Origin of the sequence: Bailinhaonella thermotolerans, assembly GCF_003594875.1 — a bacterium.
GTDB lineage: Bacteria > Actinomycetota > Actinomycetes > Streptosporangiales > Streptosporangiaceae > Bailinhaonella > Bailinhaonella thermotolerans.
This window is the reverse complement of sequence record NZ_QZEY01000001.1, coordinates 518,336-529,914: the sequence shown is the minus strand read 5'-3', so window position 1 is coordinate 529,914 and position 11,579 is coordinate 518,336. Positions and strand designations below refer to the sequence as shown.

Genomic DNA, 11,579 nt, shown 5'->3' with positions numbered 1-11,579 from the left:
CGCTCCGGCAGGTCCGCCGTGATGGACGGAGTGGTGGCTGAGTTCCAGGTACGTCAGCCCGCCGCGGTCGGCGGGCAGCCGCCGAGCGGGCGATCGCCGGCTGGGTGCAGAAGTCGTGGTAGGCGGCGCCGGGGACGACATCGCGGAAGAGCACGTGTCGCAGGGCGGCCCTGTCGATCGGGCCGCCGGGGGCGATGCCGCCCGGGGGGTGGGAGGAATGGTGGACCCTGTTCGAGGGTGAGGCGGCGAAGGTCTACCTGGAACTCGGCTGGATCAGCCGGGCGACGCCGGTCACGTCCCTCGATCCGATCGCGGCCCGGCGCATGGTGCAGATCTTCAACAGGATGCGGCGCACCCTGGAGGGAGAGCCCGCGGGGCGCGGACGCCGTTCTGGCCGCCGTCCTGCACGAGCTGATCCTCACCGGCCGCGACGGGGGGCCGCGCCACCCCCTGCTCGCCCGCCTGGAGAAGGACGCTTGCAGCCGGACGCCGCTCACCGAGCAGGCCAGGAGGCTCGGCGTCAGCCTGCCGGCGCTGCGCGCGATCGTGCGCGGGGCGACCGGTGTCTCCCCGCAGGACTACATCCTGGGCGTACGGCCGAGCCGGGCCAAGGACCTGCTGGCCGAGACCGACCTGACCGTCGCGGCCGTGGCCCGCGGGGTGGGCTACGAGGACGCGGCCTACTTCTCCCGCCTCTTCACCCGCCGCACCGGCGTGTCCCCGCGAGCCTTCCGCCAACGCGAGCAACGCATAGCCGTGGACCTGGACGGCGTCGCGCCGGGCGAGGGGCCGGGGACCGGGTGAGGCGGCCCAAGAACCCCGCGCCCCCATTCGCGGGAGGGCCGACCTGCCGGTGATCCGACGAGGAACCCGGCGCCATCTTCGTCAACGCCACCTCGCCGGAGGTGCGGAAGGGAGCACGGCATGAGCGGCAAGGCCACCACCGGGACGCTGCACCACGTCGAGATCTGGGTGCCTGACCTGCAGCGCGCGGTGATCAGCTGGCAGTGGCTGCTGGAGGCGCTGGGGTACACCCTCTTCCAGGACTGGAGCCGGGGGCGCAGTTGGAGGCTGGGCGTCACCTACCTGGTCCTGGAGCAGTCGCCCGCGCTCAGCGCCGACCGGCACGACCGTCGCCGCCCTGGCCTGAACCACCTGGCCTTCCACGTGGAGAGCCGCGCCCTGGTCGATGCTCTGACCGAGCGGGCCCCCGCGTACGGCTGGACGCTGATGTTCCCCGACCGCCATCCGTACGCCGGAGGCGATCGGCATTACGCCGCCTACCTGGAGGACAGGGACGGGTTCGAGGTCGAACTCGTCGCCACCGACAGGACAGCCCAGTCCTGAGAATCCCGCTCTCGGCCGACCCGCACCCGGTGGGAACCTCGAAGGAGCGTGCGTCAGAGGCCCTTCAGGGCGCGGTCGAGGGCTGACCGGCCCGCGGGCCCCCAGTGGGGCTTTCCGCCGGGGAGGCCCCGGTCCCCGTTCTGTCCCATGAGCATCAGGAAGAGGCTCTTCATGACCGCCAGGCCCCGGGCGCGCGTGATCGTCGCCTCGTCCGCGCGCGCGTACGTCTCGAAGAACCGTGCGGCCGCGCCCGCGGGGAGCAGCACCCACGCGGCGGCGAGGTCCCAGGCGGGGTCGCCGGCGCACAGGGTGCCGAAATCGATCACGCCCGAGAGCGTGCCGCCCGAGACGACGACGTTCGCGGGATGGAGGTCGCCGTGCAGCCACACCGGCGGGCCCTCCCACTCGGGGGCCGCGACGGCGTCGGCCCAGACGGCCCGGACGGCGTGGACGTCGCCGATGGCGGCGGGGTCGATGGCCTGCAGGAACCGCTCGAAGCCGTCCGTGCACCCCCTGGGGTGAGAGCCGATGGGCGCACCGGCCGGGGCGTCGGCGGGCGCCTCCACGTGCAGCGCCCTGAGGAAGCCCGCCAGCGTGTCGGCCGCGTGGTCGCCGCGGCTGATCGAGGACTCGTCCAGCGGCTCGCCGGGAACCCACGTCATCACGGTCCAGTGCTTGGGGAAGCGCTCGGACGGTTCGCCGGACCGCACCGGGGTGGGCACCGGGAGCGGCAGGCGCGGAGCCAGCACAGGCAGCCACCGCCGTTCCTTCATCTGGAGCTCCGGTGTGGGGTCCATGCGCTGCATGCGCACCGCCAACCCGTCCCCGAGACGCCACATCCGGTTGCCCCAGCCGCCCGGCACCTCGCGGATGGGCAGCCCAGCGAGGTCTGGATGCCGCTCCCGCAGCAGCTCGCGGACCAGGTCCGCGGTGATCTCGATCTCGGTCATGCGAAGTCACAGTACCGAGACGATCCGATCACCGGCACCGCCGGGACCGAACGCGAAGACCGGCCGGCCGCGGCGCCCAGGACCTGACGGGCCGCGAACTCCGGGCCGGGGTGGTCCAGCCTCGCGGGGCCCTTGGCTAGGCTTACGGGCATGCCGGACACGCAGTACGAAGACCTGCTCCGCCACGTGCTCGACACGGGCACCCGTAAGGAGGACCGCACCGGCACCGGTACGCGGTCGATCTTCGGTCACCAGTTGCGCTACCGGCTGTCCGACGGCTTCCCGCTGATCACGACCAAGAAGGTCCACTTCCGCTCGGTCGCCTACGAGCTGCTGTGGTTCCTGCGCGGCGATGGGAACGTCACGTGGCTCCGGGACAACGGCGTCACGATCTGGGACGAGTGGGCGGCGCCCGACGGCGATCTCGGCCCGGTGTACGGCGTGCAGTGGCGGTCCTGGCCGACCCCGGACGGCGGGCATGTCGACCAGATCAGCGAGGTGCTGCGCACCCTGCGCGAGAACCCCGACTCCCGGCGGATCATCGTGTCCGCGTGGAACGTCGCCGACATCCCGCGCATGGCGCTGCCGCCCTGCCACGCGTTCTTCCAGTTCTACGTCGCCGACGGCAGGCTGTCCTGCCAGCTCTACCAGCGGAGCGCGGACCTGTTCCTCGGCGTGCCGTTCAACATCGCGAGCTACGCCCTGCTGACGCACATGATCGCCGATCAGGTGGGCCTCGGCGTCGGTGACTTCGTCTGGACCGGGGGCGACTGTCACATCTACGACAACCACGAGGAGCAGGTCCGCACGCAACTCGCGCGCGAGCCCCGGCCGTTCCCCACGCTGAGCCTGAAGCCGGCCGACAGCCTGTTCGACTACACCTACGAGCACATCGTGCTCGACGGCTACGACCCGCACCCCGCCATCAAGGCGCCGGTGGCGGTGTGATCGGGCTGGTCTGGGCGCAGTCGGCGAACGGCGTCATCGGCCGCGACGGCACGCTGCCGTGGCACCTGCCGGAGGACCTGACGCACTTCCGCTCCCTGACCTCGGGCGCGACCGTGCTCATGGGGCGCCGCACGTGGGAGTCGCTGCCGCCGCGGTTCCGGCCGCTGCCGGGCCGACGCAACCTCGTGCTGTCCCGCACTCCGCAGGAGGGCGTGGAGACGTTCCCCGACCTGCGGCGGGCGCTCGCCGCGGCGTCCGGGGACGTGTGGGTGATCGGCGGCGCGGCCGTGTACCGGGCGGCACTGCCCCTCGCGGACCGCATCGTGGTCACCGAGATCCGGGAGACCTTCGAAGGGGACACGCTCGCGCCGGACGTGGGACGCCCGCCGGACTCCGCCGGGCCGTGGCAGGAGTCCTCGACCGGGCTGCACTACCGCTTCCTGACCTGGGGCTGAGGAAGGCGGCCGAGCGGGCTCATGCCGCCGCGTGGTAGTCGATGCCCACGGTGACCGCCAGCTCGCGCAGGCACTCCTCGAAGACGGGCTCCAGGTCGGTGTAGGCGAAGTCCAGCTGGTGCAGGACCTCCATGCACAGCAGGCCGTACAGCCTGATCCAGCACGACAGGAAGACGTGGGCGGCCTCGGGCGGCAGCCGCCCGCCGATGGCGGCGGAGTAGGCGGTCACCTGCTCGCGCAGGGAGGCCGGCAGGCCGTCCGGGTCGGGCACCGGGAACGGCCGTGTCCGCCACAGCTCGATCATCAGGTCGAGCAGGACCCGCTCGAAACGCACGGCGGCCTGGTGACGCACCGACTCCGGGCGCCGGTTCGGCGGGGCGATGGGACTGGCGAAGATCCAGCCGAACTCGGCGGGATGGGTGGTGGCCCAGGCGCGCATGGCCCGGCAGACGGCCAGGATGCGGTCCCCGATCGGCGCGTCGGCGCGGACGTCACGGGCCTGCTCCATGACGGCGGCCAGCTCGCGGAAGAAGTCCGCGGTCACCGCGCCGACCAGTTCGTCGTGGCCGGCGTAGTAGTGGTACAGGGCCGGGCCGCTCATGCCGACCTGCCGGGCGACGGCGTTGATGGTCACCGCCGCCGATCCCCGCTCGACCAGGAGCTTGCGCGCGGCCGCGTGGATCTCCTCCAGGGTGGCCTGGCGCAGCCGTTCCCGCCTGCTGGTGTGGGCGGACATCCTCACCCCTTCGTGTCGCTCCGTCGCCGCCGTTGACATCCTAGTGCTTCTATGTTTCCTTAATGACTCTAAGCAATCTAGAGCCTCTAAGGAGCAGGTATGGAGCCCATGCGGCGGTTCCTTCTCGCGGTGGCGCCGGTCGCCGCCGTCTGGTGGCGGATGTCCAGATCCGCTCACGTACGGCAGCGCGAGGAGTCCTGACATGTCCCGCACGATGCGTGACCGGTTGTTCGGCAAGTACGCCATGGAGGCGGCCATCACCGTGGCCGAGCAGGTCACCCCCGCCATACGCCGGATCCGGCTGGAGACCGACCAGCCGATCGCCTTCCCCTACACCCCCGGCCAGCACGTCAGGATCCAGCTGAAGGACCCGCTGTCGGCGGCGGGCATCCTGCGCCCGGCGGACACGCTGCGCACCTACACGATCTGGGACCTCGACGCCGGCCGAAGGGCGATCGAACTGCGCGTCCACCTGTATCCGGGCGACGGCATCGGACTGCGGTGGGCACGGGCGGCACGGCCGGGTGACCGGGTGACCTTCTGGTGGCCGCAAGGCGACTTCTTCACCCGCGAGGCCGACTTCCACGTGTTCATCGGAGAGGAGACCGCCGGCGTCGCCTTCGGGCCGATGATCAGAGGACTGGGAGCCTCGGCCGAGGTGCACGGCGTCCTGGAGGGCGAGACTCCCGAGCACGACCTGCCCCTGCCCGGGACGCCGCCGCTGCGCCGCGTCCACCGGCACGGCGCCCCCGCCTTCGCCTCCCCGGTGCTGCTCGCGGCCGTGGCCGAACTCGACCTGCCCGGCAACGCCGGAGCCGCCTACGTGGCCGGGGAGGCCAGGACCTGCCGGCTCGTACGCGACTTCCTGGTGCGCGAGCGCAACTGGCCGCGCGCCTCGATCAAGACCAAGCCGTTCTGGACCCCGGGCAAACGGGGCCTGCACTGACAGCCAGGGGGACCGCGCCCGGCCTTCGCGGATGGCGGTCTCCGGACGGCGTCACGGAAGTGTCCGGAGCGGGGAGGGTCGGGGCGCGCCGGGGCGGGAACACTCCTCACAGTCCTGGGGCGGCTGGGAGGAAACGTCGCGTGACCGTGGACGGGGCAGTCGCCGGCTCGGGCCTTGGTCCGCGGATCGCGAGGATGGCCGCCCCGGTGCGCGGCAACCCCCGCTTCGCCCGGTATCTGGCCGCCAACCAGATCAATTCCACGGGTACGGCGATGGCCACCGGCGCGGTCGCCTTCGCCGTACTGCAGTCCGGCGGCGGCGCGGCGGGGATCGCGATGACGTTCATGGGCCAGATGCTGGCCGGCATCGTCATGCTCCCCTTCAGCGGAACGGTCGCCGACCGGCTGCCGCGCGTGCGGGTGATCGTGGTCGTGCAGATCGTCGTCGGGCTGCTCGTCGCCGCGGAGGCCGCCTGGGGATCGTGCCGATGGCCCTGCCCGGCCTGGCGATGGCCGCGGGCGCGCCCCTGCCGGTGATCGCCGCGGCCGTGGTGCCGGCCGCCGCCGGGCTGGCGGTCGCGGCGGTCACCTGGCGGAGCCTGGTCCAGCGGCACATCCCCGAATCCCAGCAGGGCCGGGTGGCCGCCTGGGTCAACCTCGGCGAGATCGCCCTGGCCCCCCTCGCCTACCTCCTCGTCGGCCCCGCCGTCGCCGCCCTGGGGCTCCGCGGCACGCTCCTGGTGTGCGGGCTCGGCATCCTCGCCGCCGCGACCGCGCCCCTGGCCCACCCCGACGTCCGCAAACTCACACTCCGCACGAGCTGAACCGGGCCCCTGCACCGGCCACGGCGGCTGAGGGACCGGCACGCGGCCGGAGCCTGGGGCAAGCTGCGCCGGCCGCGTCCGGGGTGTGGGGCAAGCCGCGCCGGGCGCGGCCGGCCGAGCCGTACACGGTGGGCAAGCTGTGGAGCGGTCAAGGCGGTGGTCGGCGGCTCGCGTATCCGGGCGCCCAAGGGCGGCCCACGAGAAGGGTCAGCGGGCGAGGCGCCGGTGCCTGTCGGTGAGCGCGGAGCGGGTCGCGCGCATTGACGCCAGAAGCCGCAGCCGGTCCGCGTCGGCGCTGTCCGGCTCGGCGGTGTAGACCAGCATGACCGGCCCGGGGTCGCCGGGCAGCGGATAGGTGTCCCAGTCCAGGACGATGTCGCCGACCTCGGGGACCCGGAAGGTCTTGGTGCCGCTGACCGACGCGCGTACGTCGTGCCGGGCCCACAGCCGGCGGAACTCCGCGCTGCGGATGCTCAGCTCACCGACGACCGCGGTGGCGCGCGGATGGGTGGGGTCGGCGCCGACGGCGGCGCGCATCATGCCGATGAAGTCCAGGGCCTGCCGCTCCCAGTCCGGGCAGCTCCGCTCGCCGGTCAGCGTGTCGTCGAACATCAGCAGGAGCATGTTGAGCCGGTCGGGCGGGTACGCGTCCGGGGAGCCGAGCAGCGCCTCCGCCATCGGGTTCCAGGCGAGCAGGTCGAGATGCCGGCCGAGCACGACCGCCGGGGTGTCCATCACCCGCAGCAGCCGCCGGGTGCTGTCCGGCACTGTTTCCGGGCCCCGGTCCACCCGAGCCGGCCTCGGCCGGCGGGCGGCGTGGGCCAGGGCGAACAGGTGGCGGCGTTCCTCGTGGTCGAGGCCGAGGGCCCCGGCGAGCGCGTCCAGGACATCGTCGGACGGGCGCACCTCCCGGCCCTGCTCCATCCGCTGGTAGTAATCGGTGCTCAGCCCGGCCAGCAAGGACAGCTCCTCGCGCCGCAGCCCGCTGACCTTGCGCCGGCCGCCCGGTTCCAGGCCGACGTCGTGGGGGCGCAGCCTGCCGCGCCGGGCCCGCAGGAAATCTCCGAGTTCCCGGGCGTACGGATTGGTCATGCCGCAAGTGTGCCAGCCCCGCTGGGCCCCCAAGGTAGGACCCGCAGTCCTAGGGAGCGGAGAACGATCGAGGCGGACCGCGTCGCGCCTAGCGTCGTCGGCCTACCGTACCGACACCCGCAGGAGCAGCAGATGACCGGATGGACCGCCGACCGCATCCCCGACCAGCACGGCCGGATCGCCGTCGTTACCGGTGCGAACTCGGGCCTCGGCCTGATCACCGCGACCGAGCTGGCCCGCAAGGGCGCCCGTGTCGTGCTCGCCGTCCGCGACACCGCCGCCGGCGAGGAGGCCGCCCGCCGGATCGGCGGCGACGTCGAGGTGCGCGAGCTGGACCTGGCCTCCCTCGAATCGGTGCACGCGTTCGCCGCGAAGCTGGCCGCCGACCACCCGGTGATCGACCTGCTGGTCAACAACGCGGGCGTGGCGTTGCTCGGCCCGCGCCGCACCTCCGCCGACGGTTTCGAGCTGCAGCTCGCCACCAACATGCTGGGCCACTTCGCGCTGACCGGCCTGCTGCTCGGCCGGCTGGCCGCGGCGAGGCGATCCCGGGTGGTCAGTCTCAGCTCGATCACCCACAAGAACGCGCACCTCGACTTCGACGACCTGATGTTCGAACGTGGCTACCGGGCCGCACCCGCCTACGGCCGGTCCAAGCTCGCCGCCACGATCTTCGGCGTCGAACTGGACCGCCGCCTGCGCGCCGCCGGATCGCCGATCGTCAGCACGCTGGCCCACCCCGGTCTCACCCGCACCAACCTGACTCCACGCGCCTGGGAACACCGCGGCCGGCTCGGGCGGATGATCGCCCGGCTCGGCCTGCTGGCCACTCAGTCGGTGGAGCAGGGCGCGCTGCCGCAGTTGCGCGCCGCGACCGAGCCCGGTGTGCGGGGCGGCCAGTTCTTCGGGCCGTCCAGACTCTGGGAGACGCGGGGGCCGGTCACCGAGGCCCGGCTCAGCCGGGAGGCGGCCGATCCGGCCGTCGGCGAGCGGCTCTGGGCGGCGGCCGAGGACCTGACCGGCGTCAGCTACCTGTGAATTCCAGGGCCGTCCGGAGCAGCCCGCACGCACCAGGAGCACCCGTGGCGTACCGGAGGTGGTGTCCCGCCCGGTAGGTGGGGCCGGGCGGGACGTGGTCATCTCGGCGGTGGCCCTGCTCGCGGGCCTTCGCTCTCGTCAGCGGGCCGGCTTCGGGCGCCAGGTGACGAGGCGCGGGCCGGAGGCCGTCCACACCGAGCCCGCGATCAGCCCGTTGTCGTTGATCGCCACCGCGTCGATCAAGGTGGCGGACGGCGCGGGCAGCAGCAGCGGCAAGGCGTCCGGCGAGGTCCAGACGACGGGGAACGACGGACTGGAGCTGTGACCCTGGCAGCTGTACGAACCGACGATGGTCCCGGCGTCGTTGATGTCGGCCGCCGCACCGAACGCGATGTCGTCCAGCGCGAGCGGCTTGATGCCCGCCGAGGGGGTCCAGAGGAAGGGGAACGCCCGGTGGTCGGTGGCGGTCCCCGAGTGGCCGATCACGTGGCCCAGGTCGTTCATCGCCTTGGCCGAGCTCCACCCGCCGCCGAGCGTGCCCAGCTCGCGCACGCTCCCCGCGCTCCACACGTAGGCCCGCTCGGCGAGTTGCCGGGTGGGGTGGGGCGCGGAGGTGTCGATCTTGTGGGTTCCCGTGATCTGCCCGGCCTCGTTCGCGTCGATGGTCTCGCTGCCCCGGGTGACGTTGAGGTCGGTCCACGCGCTTCCCGTCCAGCGCATCGCCTTGCCGAGCACGTACGCCGGGGGCCCGACCTTCTCCACCCCGTTTCCGGCGATGACGCCCTTCCCGATGGCGTTCGGGAGGCCACCCGGCAGGTGCCGCGCCCGGCCGTTCTCCCACAGGACCCCTTCGGGGGTCAGATAGGAGTAGACGTCGCTGCCCACGACCCGGCCCTGGTCGTCGATGGCGCGCACAGCGGCCTCCCCCTGGGGGGTCAGCGCGGGGAGCCGGGTCAGATTCCCGTTCTGCCACACGAACGCCTGCCTCCGGCTCCCCGGCTCCTGGGCCAGGCCGCCAACGATCTGGCCGGCGTTGTTGACATCGACGGCGTAGCCGGCGACGTCGTGCTCGACGTACTCCCAGTCGTCGGTGACGGGGAGGCAGTCCAGCGTTCGCGCTTCGGATGTCCCGGCGACCAGGACCACGGGCAGGGCGACGGCGGCGGCCGCGAGCACGCGGGCAAAGGTGCGACGTTTCGACACGGCGAGACCTCTCGTTCGGAGGAATGTGATCGTCGGGTGCACCCGGCGATCACGTTATCTCCGCCCTGACTCCGCCTCCTTACCGTTCCCTTACATCATGAGCACCCCGGCCCCCAGGATGCCGGCGTGCCGGAACACGATCCCGCCGAAGGGGTGGAGCGGAACCGGGCCCTCGGCGCGGCGGTCGTCCTGCTGGACGGCCGGACCCTGGCCGCGGAACGCGCTACGAGGCGGGGCAGGAGCACCGACGCGCTCGGCGCCGTACTGATCACGAGCGCTCTCATGCTGGCCGTGTACACCATCGTCGAGGACAACAGGCCGGCAGCGCCCTCGGACTCGCGGTGCTGAGCACGCTGGCCGCCTCCCGCACCGATGACCTGCCGGCCGCCGGCACCGCCCAGGCGACCGCGCTCACCGGCGGCTATCAGCTCGCCTTCCGGGTCGGTGCATGCCTGGTCCCCGGAGCCCTCGTGATCGCCGCGGTGGTGCTCCGCACTCCGCCCCGTACGGCCGGCGCCCCAACCGCCCGCGTCACGGCCTCGCTGCCGGAGAAGGACACGACCTCGGTGTGAGGTCGCCGGCACGGCCGGGCCGGGCTCGGGATGCCATCACCGCTCATCGATGCGGCCGGCCGGATCCAGGTCGTCGGGGGTGGCGGGCGAGTAGGCTGGCGGCCGCTGGCCGGTGGAGCCGACGGGAGCGCCGGGGGAGGCGTTCCGTTCGGCGCCCTGGGTGCCTCGAACCGCCGGATCGAAGGAGCCGATGCTGGGATGACGGCAGAGCGACCGATGCCCACGCAGGACGACGTGCTCGGATACTTCGACACGCTGTCGAACTGGGGGCGGTGGGGCGACGACGACGAGCTCGGCACCCTCAACCACATCACCGACGACGTCCGGCTGGCGGCGGCGCGGGCCGTACGCCACGGCAGGAGCGTGTCGTGCGCGTGGGAGGTCGCCGTGCCGCAGGAGATGGAGCGGGCGACGACGACGTGCCCGTGCGCCGCCGACATGCCGGGCGCCGAGAACATGCCGGTGGCCGCGTTCCACGCCGACCGGCGCTGGGGCTTCTCCTCCGAGCGGCTCGGCATCACGTTCCACGGCAACACCATCACCCACCTCGACTCGCCGTGCCACCTCTACTGGGACGGCGTGATGTACAACGGACGGCCGCACTCGCTGGTCGGCGCCGAGACGGGATCGGCGTGGGCGGCCGTCACGGCGGCGGCGGACGGGATCATCACGCGCGGTGTCCTGCTGGACGTCGCCAGGGTCCGCGACGTGCCCTGGCTGGAACCGGGACAGGGCGTGTTCCCCGGCGACCTGGAGGAGGCCGAGCGCCGCCAGGGCGTGCGGGTACGGCCCGGCGACGCCGTACTCCTGCGGACGGGGTACGGCCGCGCCCGGCACGAGTCCGGTGCGGTCGGCGGTTTCACGCAGGCCGGCTGGCACGCGTCCTGCCTGCCGTGGCTCCATGAACGCCAGGTGGCGCTGATCGGCGCCGACACCCCGCAGGACGTCCAGCCGTCGGGGTACGACGACGTGCTGATGCCGGTTCACGCCGTGAGCCTCGTCGCGATGGGCCTTTGGATGGTCGACAACTGCGACCTGGAGGCGTGCGCGGTGACGGCCGCCGAACTCGGCCAGTGGGACTTCCACCTCGCGATCGCGCCCGTCCGCTTCGCCGGCACCTCAGGCAGCCCGGTCAACCCGATCGCCACCTTCTGACCACGGTTCCTCCCGGTCCACGGCTTGTGATCTTGGGTCTGGGGGTCCGCGCGCCGAGCCCGGGAAGGTGGACGGTGGTTCTCGGCGCGCGGAGTCTCAGGAGCCGGCGAGCAGATGCCGAATCCGGGTCCAGGCGTCGTCTCGCCCCTTCTCGTCGAAGGTCGGCGCGGCGGCGGGCGCGGTCGGCTGAGGACGCGGCCGGGCCGTGCGGGGCGCGAGCCGTGTCGAGGGTGCGAGCGAGCGGCACGCTTCCGCGACGCCCGGCGGTACGGCGGGCGGTCCCTGGCCCACGGCGGCCGCCGGCCGGTGAACCG

At 72.9% G+C, this 11,579-nt stretch carries 15 protein-coding genes; 11 read left to right on the top strand and 4 right to left on the bottom strand.

Annotated elements, in window-relative coordinates; all coding sequences use genetic code 11:
• The first annotated feature begins 21 nt into the window (after positions 1-21).
• Entirely contained in the window at positions 22-804 is a 783-nt protein-coding gene (locus tag D5H75_RS43935) for a helix-turn-helix domain-containing protein (protein ID WP_202637755.1), read from the top strand.
• A gap of 120 nt (positions 805-924) precedes the next feature.
• Positions 925-1,347 carry a VOC family protein gene (locus D5H75_RS02615; protein WP_119924670.1) on the top strand — a complete coding sequence of 141 codons (423 nt, stop codon included), beginning with the start codon at positions 925-927 and terminating at the stop codon, positions 1,345-1,347.
• Between the two features lie 53 nt (positions 1,348-1,400).
• On the opposite strand, the gene D5H75_RS02610 is transcribed toward D5H75_RS02615, so the two are convergent.
• Entirely contained in the window at positions 1,401-2,297 is an 897-nt protein-coding gene (locus tag D5H75_RS02610) for an aminoglycoside phosphotransferase family protein (RefSeq protein WP_119924669.1), read from the bottom strand.
• 150 nt (positions 2,298-2,447) lie between these two features.
• On the opposite strand from D5H75_RS02610, the gene D5H75_RS02605 reads away from it, so the two are divergent.
• Both D5H75_RS02605 and D5H75_RS02600 read left to right on the top strand, forming a co-directional pair.
• Positions 2,448-3,245 carry a thymidylate synthase gene (locus tag D5H75_RS02605; RefSeq protein ID WP_119924668.1) on the top strand — a complete coding sequence of 266 codons (798 nt, stop codon included), beginning with the start codon at positions 2,448-2,450 and terminating at the stop codon, positions 3,243-3,245.
• Positions 3,242-3,700 (top strand): dihydrofolate reductase, encoded by a 459-nt coding sequence (locus tag D5H75_RS02600; protein ID WP_119924667.1) that lies wholly within the window; start codon positions 3,242-3,244, stop codon positions 3,698-3,700. Before D5H75_RS02605 ends, D5H75_RS02600 begins: the two co-directional genes overlap by 4 nt.
• A 19-nt stretch (positions 3,701-3,719) precedes the next feature.
• Here the strand turns inward: D5H75_RS02600 and D5H75_RS02595 are convergent, their stop codons facing one another.
• Entirely contained in the window at positions 3,720-4,436 is a 717-nt protein-coding gene (locus D5H75_RS02595; protein ID WP_119924666.1) for a TetR/AcrR family transcriptional regulator, read from the bottom strand.
• A gap of 202 nt (positions 4,437-4,638) precedes the next feature.
• Here D5H75_RS02595 and D5H75_RS02590 point away from each other — a divergent pair, with 202 nt between their 5' ends.
• From D5H75_RS02590 to D5H75_RS02580, 3 genes are all read left to right on the top strand, one after another.
• The gene (locus D5H75_RS02590; protein WP_119924665.1) at positions 4,639-5,382 is read left to right on the top strand and encodes a siderophore-interacting protein; all 744 of its coding nucleotides are present in this window, start codon (positions 4,639-4,641) and stop codon (positions 5,380-5,382) included.
• A gap of 206 nt (positions 5,383-5,588) precedes the next feature.
• Positions 5,589-5,918, top strand: a complete 330-nt coding sequence (locus tag D5H75_RS02585; protein WP_202637754.1) for a hypothetical protein — start codon at positions 5,589-5,591, stop codon at positions 5,916-5,918.
• The gene (locus D5H75_RS02580) at positions 5,870-6,205 is read left to right on the top strand and encodes an MFS transporter (protein ID WP_119924663.1); all 336 of its coding nucleotides are present in this window, start codon (positions 5,870-5,872) and stop codon (positions 6,203-6,205) included. Before D5H75_RS02585 ends, D5H75_RS02580 begins: the two co-directional genes overlap by 49 nt.
• A gap of 207 nt (positions 6,206-6,412) precedes the next feature.
• Here D5H75_RS02580 and D5H75_RS02575 read toward each other — a convergent pair whose 3' ends face one another.
• Positions 6,413-7,297 (bottom strand): helix-turn-helix transcriptional regulator, encoded by an 885-nt coding sequence (locus tag D5H75_RS02575; protein WP_119924662.1) that lies wholly within the window; start codon positions 7,295-7,297, stop codon positions 6,413-6,415.
• A 132-nt stretch (positions 7,298-7,429) separates the two neighbouring features.
• Between D5H75_RS02575 and D5H75_RS02570 the strand changes: the two genes are divergently transcribed.
• Positions 7,430-8,335: an oxidoreductase gene (locus D5H75_RS02570; RefSeq protein WP_119924661.1), complete on the top strand. Its 906-nt coding sequence runs from the start codon at positions 7,430-7,432 to the stop codon at positions 8,333-8,335.
• Between the two features lie 138 nt (positions 8,336-8,473).
• Here D5H75_RS02570 and D5H75_RS02565 read toward each other — a convergent pair whose 3' ends face one another.
• Positions 8,474-9,538, bottom strand: coding sequence for a hypothetical protein (locus D5H75_RS02565; RefSeq protein ID WP_202637753.1), 1,065 nt, complete (start codon positions 9,536-9,538; stop codon positions 8,474-8,476).
• A 126-nt stretch (positions 9,539-9,664) separates the two neighbouring features.
• Here D5H75_RS02565 and D5H75_RS02560 point away from each other — a divergent pair, with 126 nt between their 5' ends.
• The 3 genes from D5H75_RS02560 (at position 9,665) to D5H75_RS02550 (ending at position 11,265) form a co-directional block, all read left to right on the top strand.
• Positions 9,665-9,886 carry a hypothetical protein gene (locus tag D5H75_RS02560; RefSeq protein ID WP_119924659.1) on the top strand — a complete coding sequence of 74 codons (222 nt, stop codon included), beginning with the start codon at positions 9,665-9,667 and terminating at the stop codon, positions 9,884-9,886.
• Positions 9,880-10,110: a hypothetical protein gene (locus D5H75_RS02555; protein ID WP_119924658.1), complete on the top strand. Its 231-nt coding sequence runs from the start codon at positions 9,880-9,882 to the stop codon at positions 10,108-10,110. Before D5H75_RS02560 ends, D5H75_RS02555 begins: the two co-directional genes overlap by 7 nt.
• A 198-nt stretch (positions 10,111-10,308) precedes the next feature.
• The gene (locus D5H75_RS02550; RefSeq protein ID WP_242453942.1) at positions 10,309-11,265 is read left to right on the top strand and encodes a cyclase family protein; all 957 of its coding nucleotides are present in this window, start codon (positions 10,309-10,311) and stop codon (positions 11,263-11,265) included.
• Positions 11,266-11,579: the final 314 nt, after the last annotated feature.

Excerpts from the sequence above, each read along its gene's own strand:
- D5H75_RS43935 (WP_202637755.1), top strand. The coding sequence starts at position 22 with ATGGACGGAGTGGTGGCTGAGTTCCAGGTACGTCAGCCCGCCGCGGTC.
- D5H75_RS02615 (WP_119924670.1), top strand. The coding sequence starts at position 925 with ATGAGCGGCAAGGCCACCACCGGGACGCTGCACCACGTCGAGATCTGG.
- D5H75_RS02610 (WP_119924669.1), bottom strand. The coding sequence starts at position 2,297 with ATGACCGAGATCGAGATCACCGCGGACCTGGTCCGCGAGCTGCTGCGG.
- D5H75_RS02605 (WP_119924668.1), top strand. The coding sequence starts at position 2,448 with ATGCCGGACACGCAGTACGAAGACCTGCTCCGCCACGTGCTCGACACG.
- D5H75_RS02595 (WP_119924666.1), bottom strand. The coding sequence starts at position 4,436 with ATGTCCGCCCACACCAGCAGGCGGGAACGGCTGCGCCAGGCCACCCTG.
- D5H75_RS02590 (WP_119924665.1), top strand. The coding sequence starts at position 4,639 with ATGTCCCGCACGATGCGTGACCGGTTGTTCGGCAAGTACGCCATGGAG.
- D5H75_RS02580 (WP_119924663.1), top strand. The coding sequence starts at position 5,870 with ATGGCCCTGCCCGGCCTGGCGATGGCCGCGGGCGCGCCCCTGCCGGTG.
- D5H75_RS02575 (WP_119924662.1), bottom strand. The coding sequence starts at position 7,297 with ATGACCAATCCGTACGCCCGGGAACTCGGAGATTTCCTGCGGGCCCGG.
- D5H75_RS02570 (WP_119924661.1), top strand. The coding sequence starts at position 7,430 with ATGACCGGATGGACCGCCGACCGCATCCCCGACCAGCACGGCCGGATC.
- D5H75_RS02550 (WP_242453942.1), top strand. The coding sequence starts at position 10,309 with ATGACGGCAGAGCGACCGATGCCCACGCAGGACGACGTGCTCGGATAC.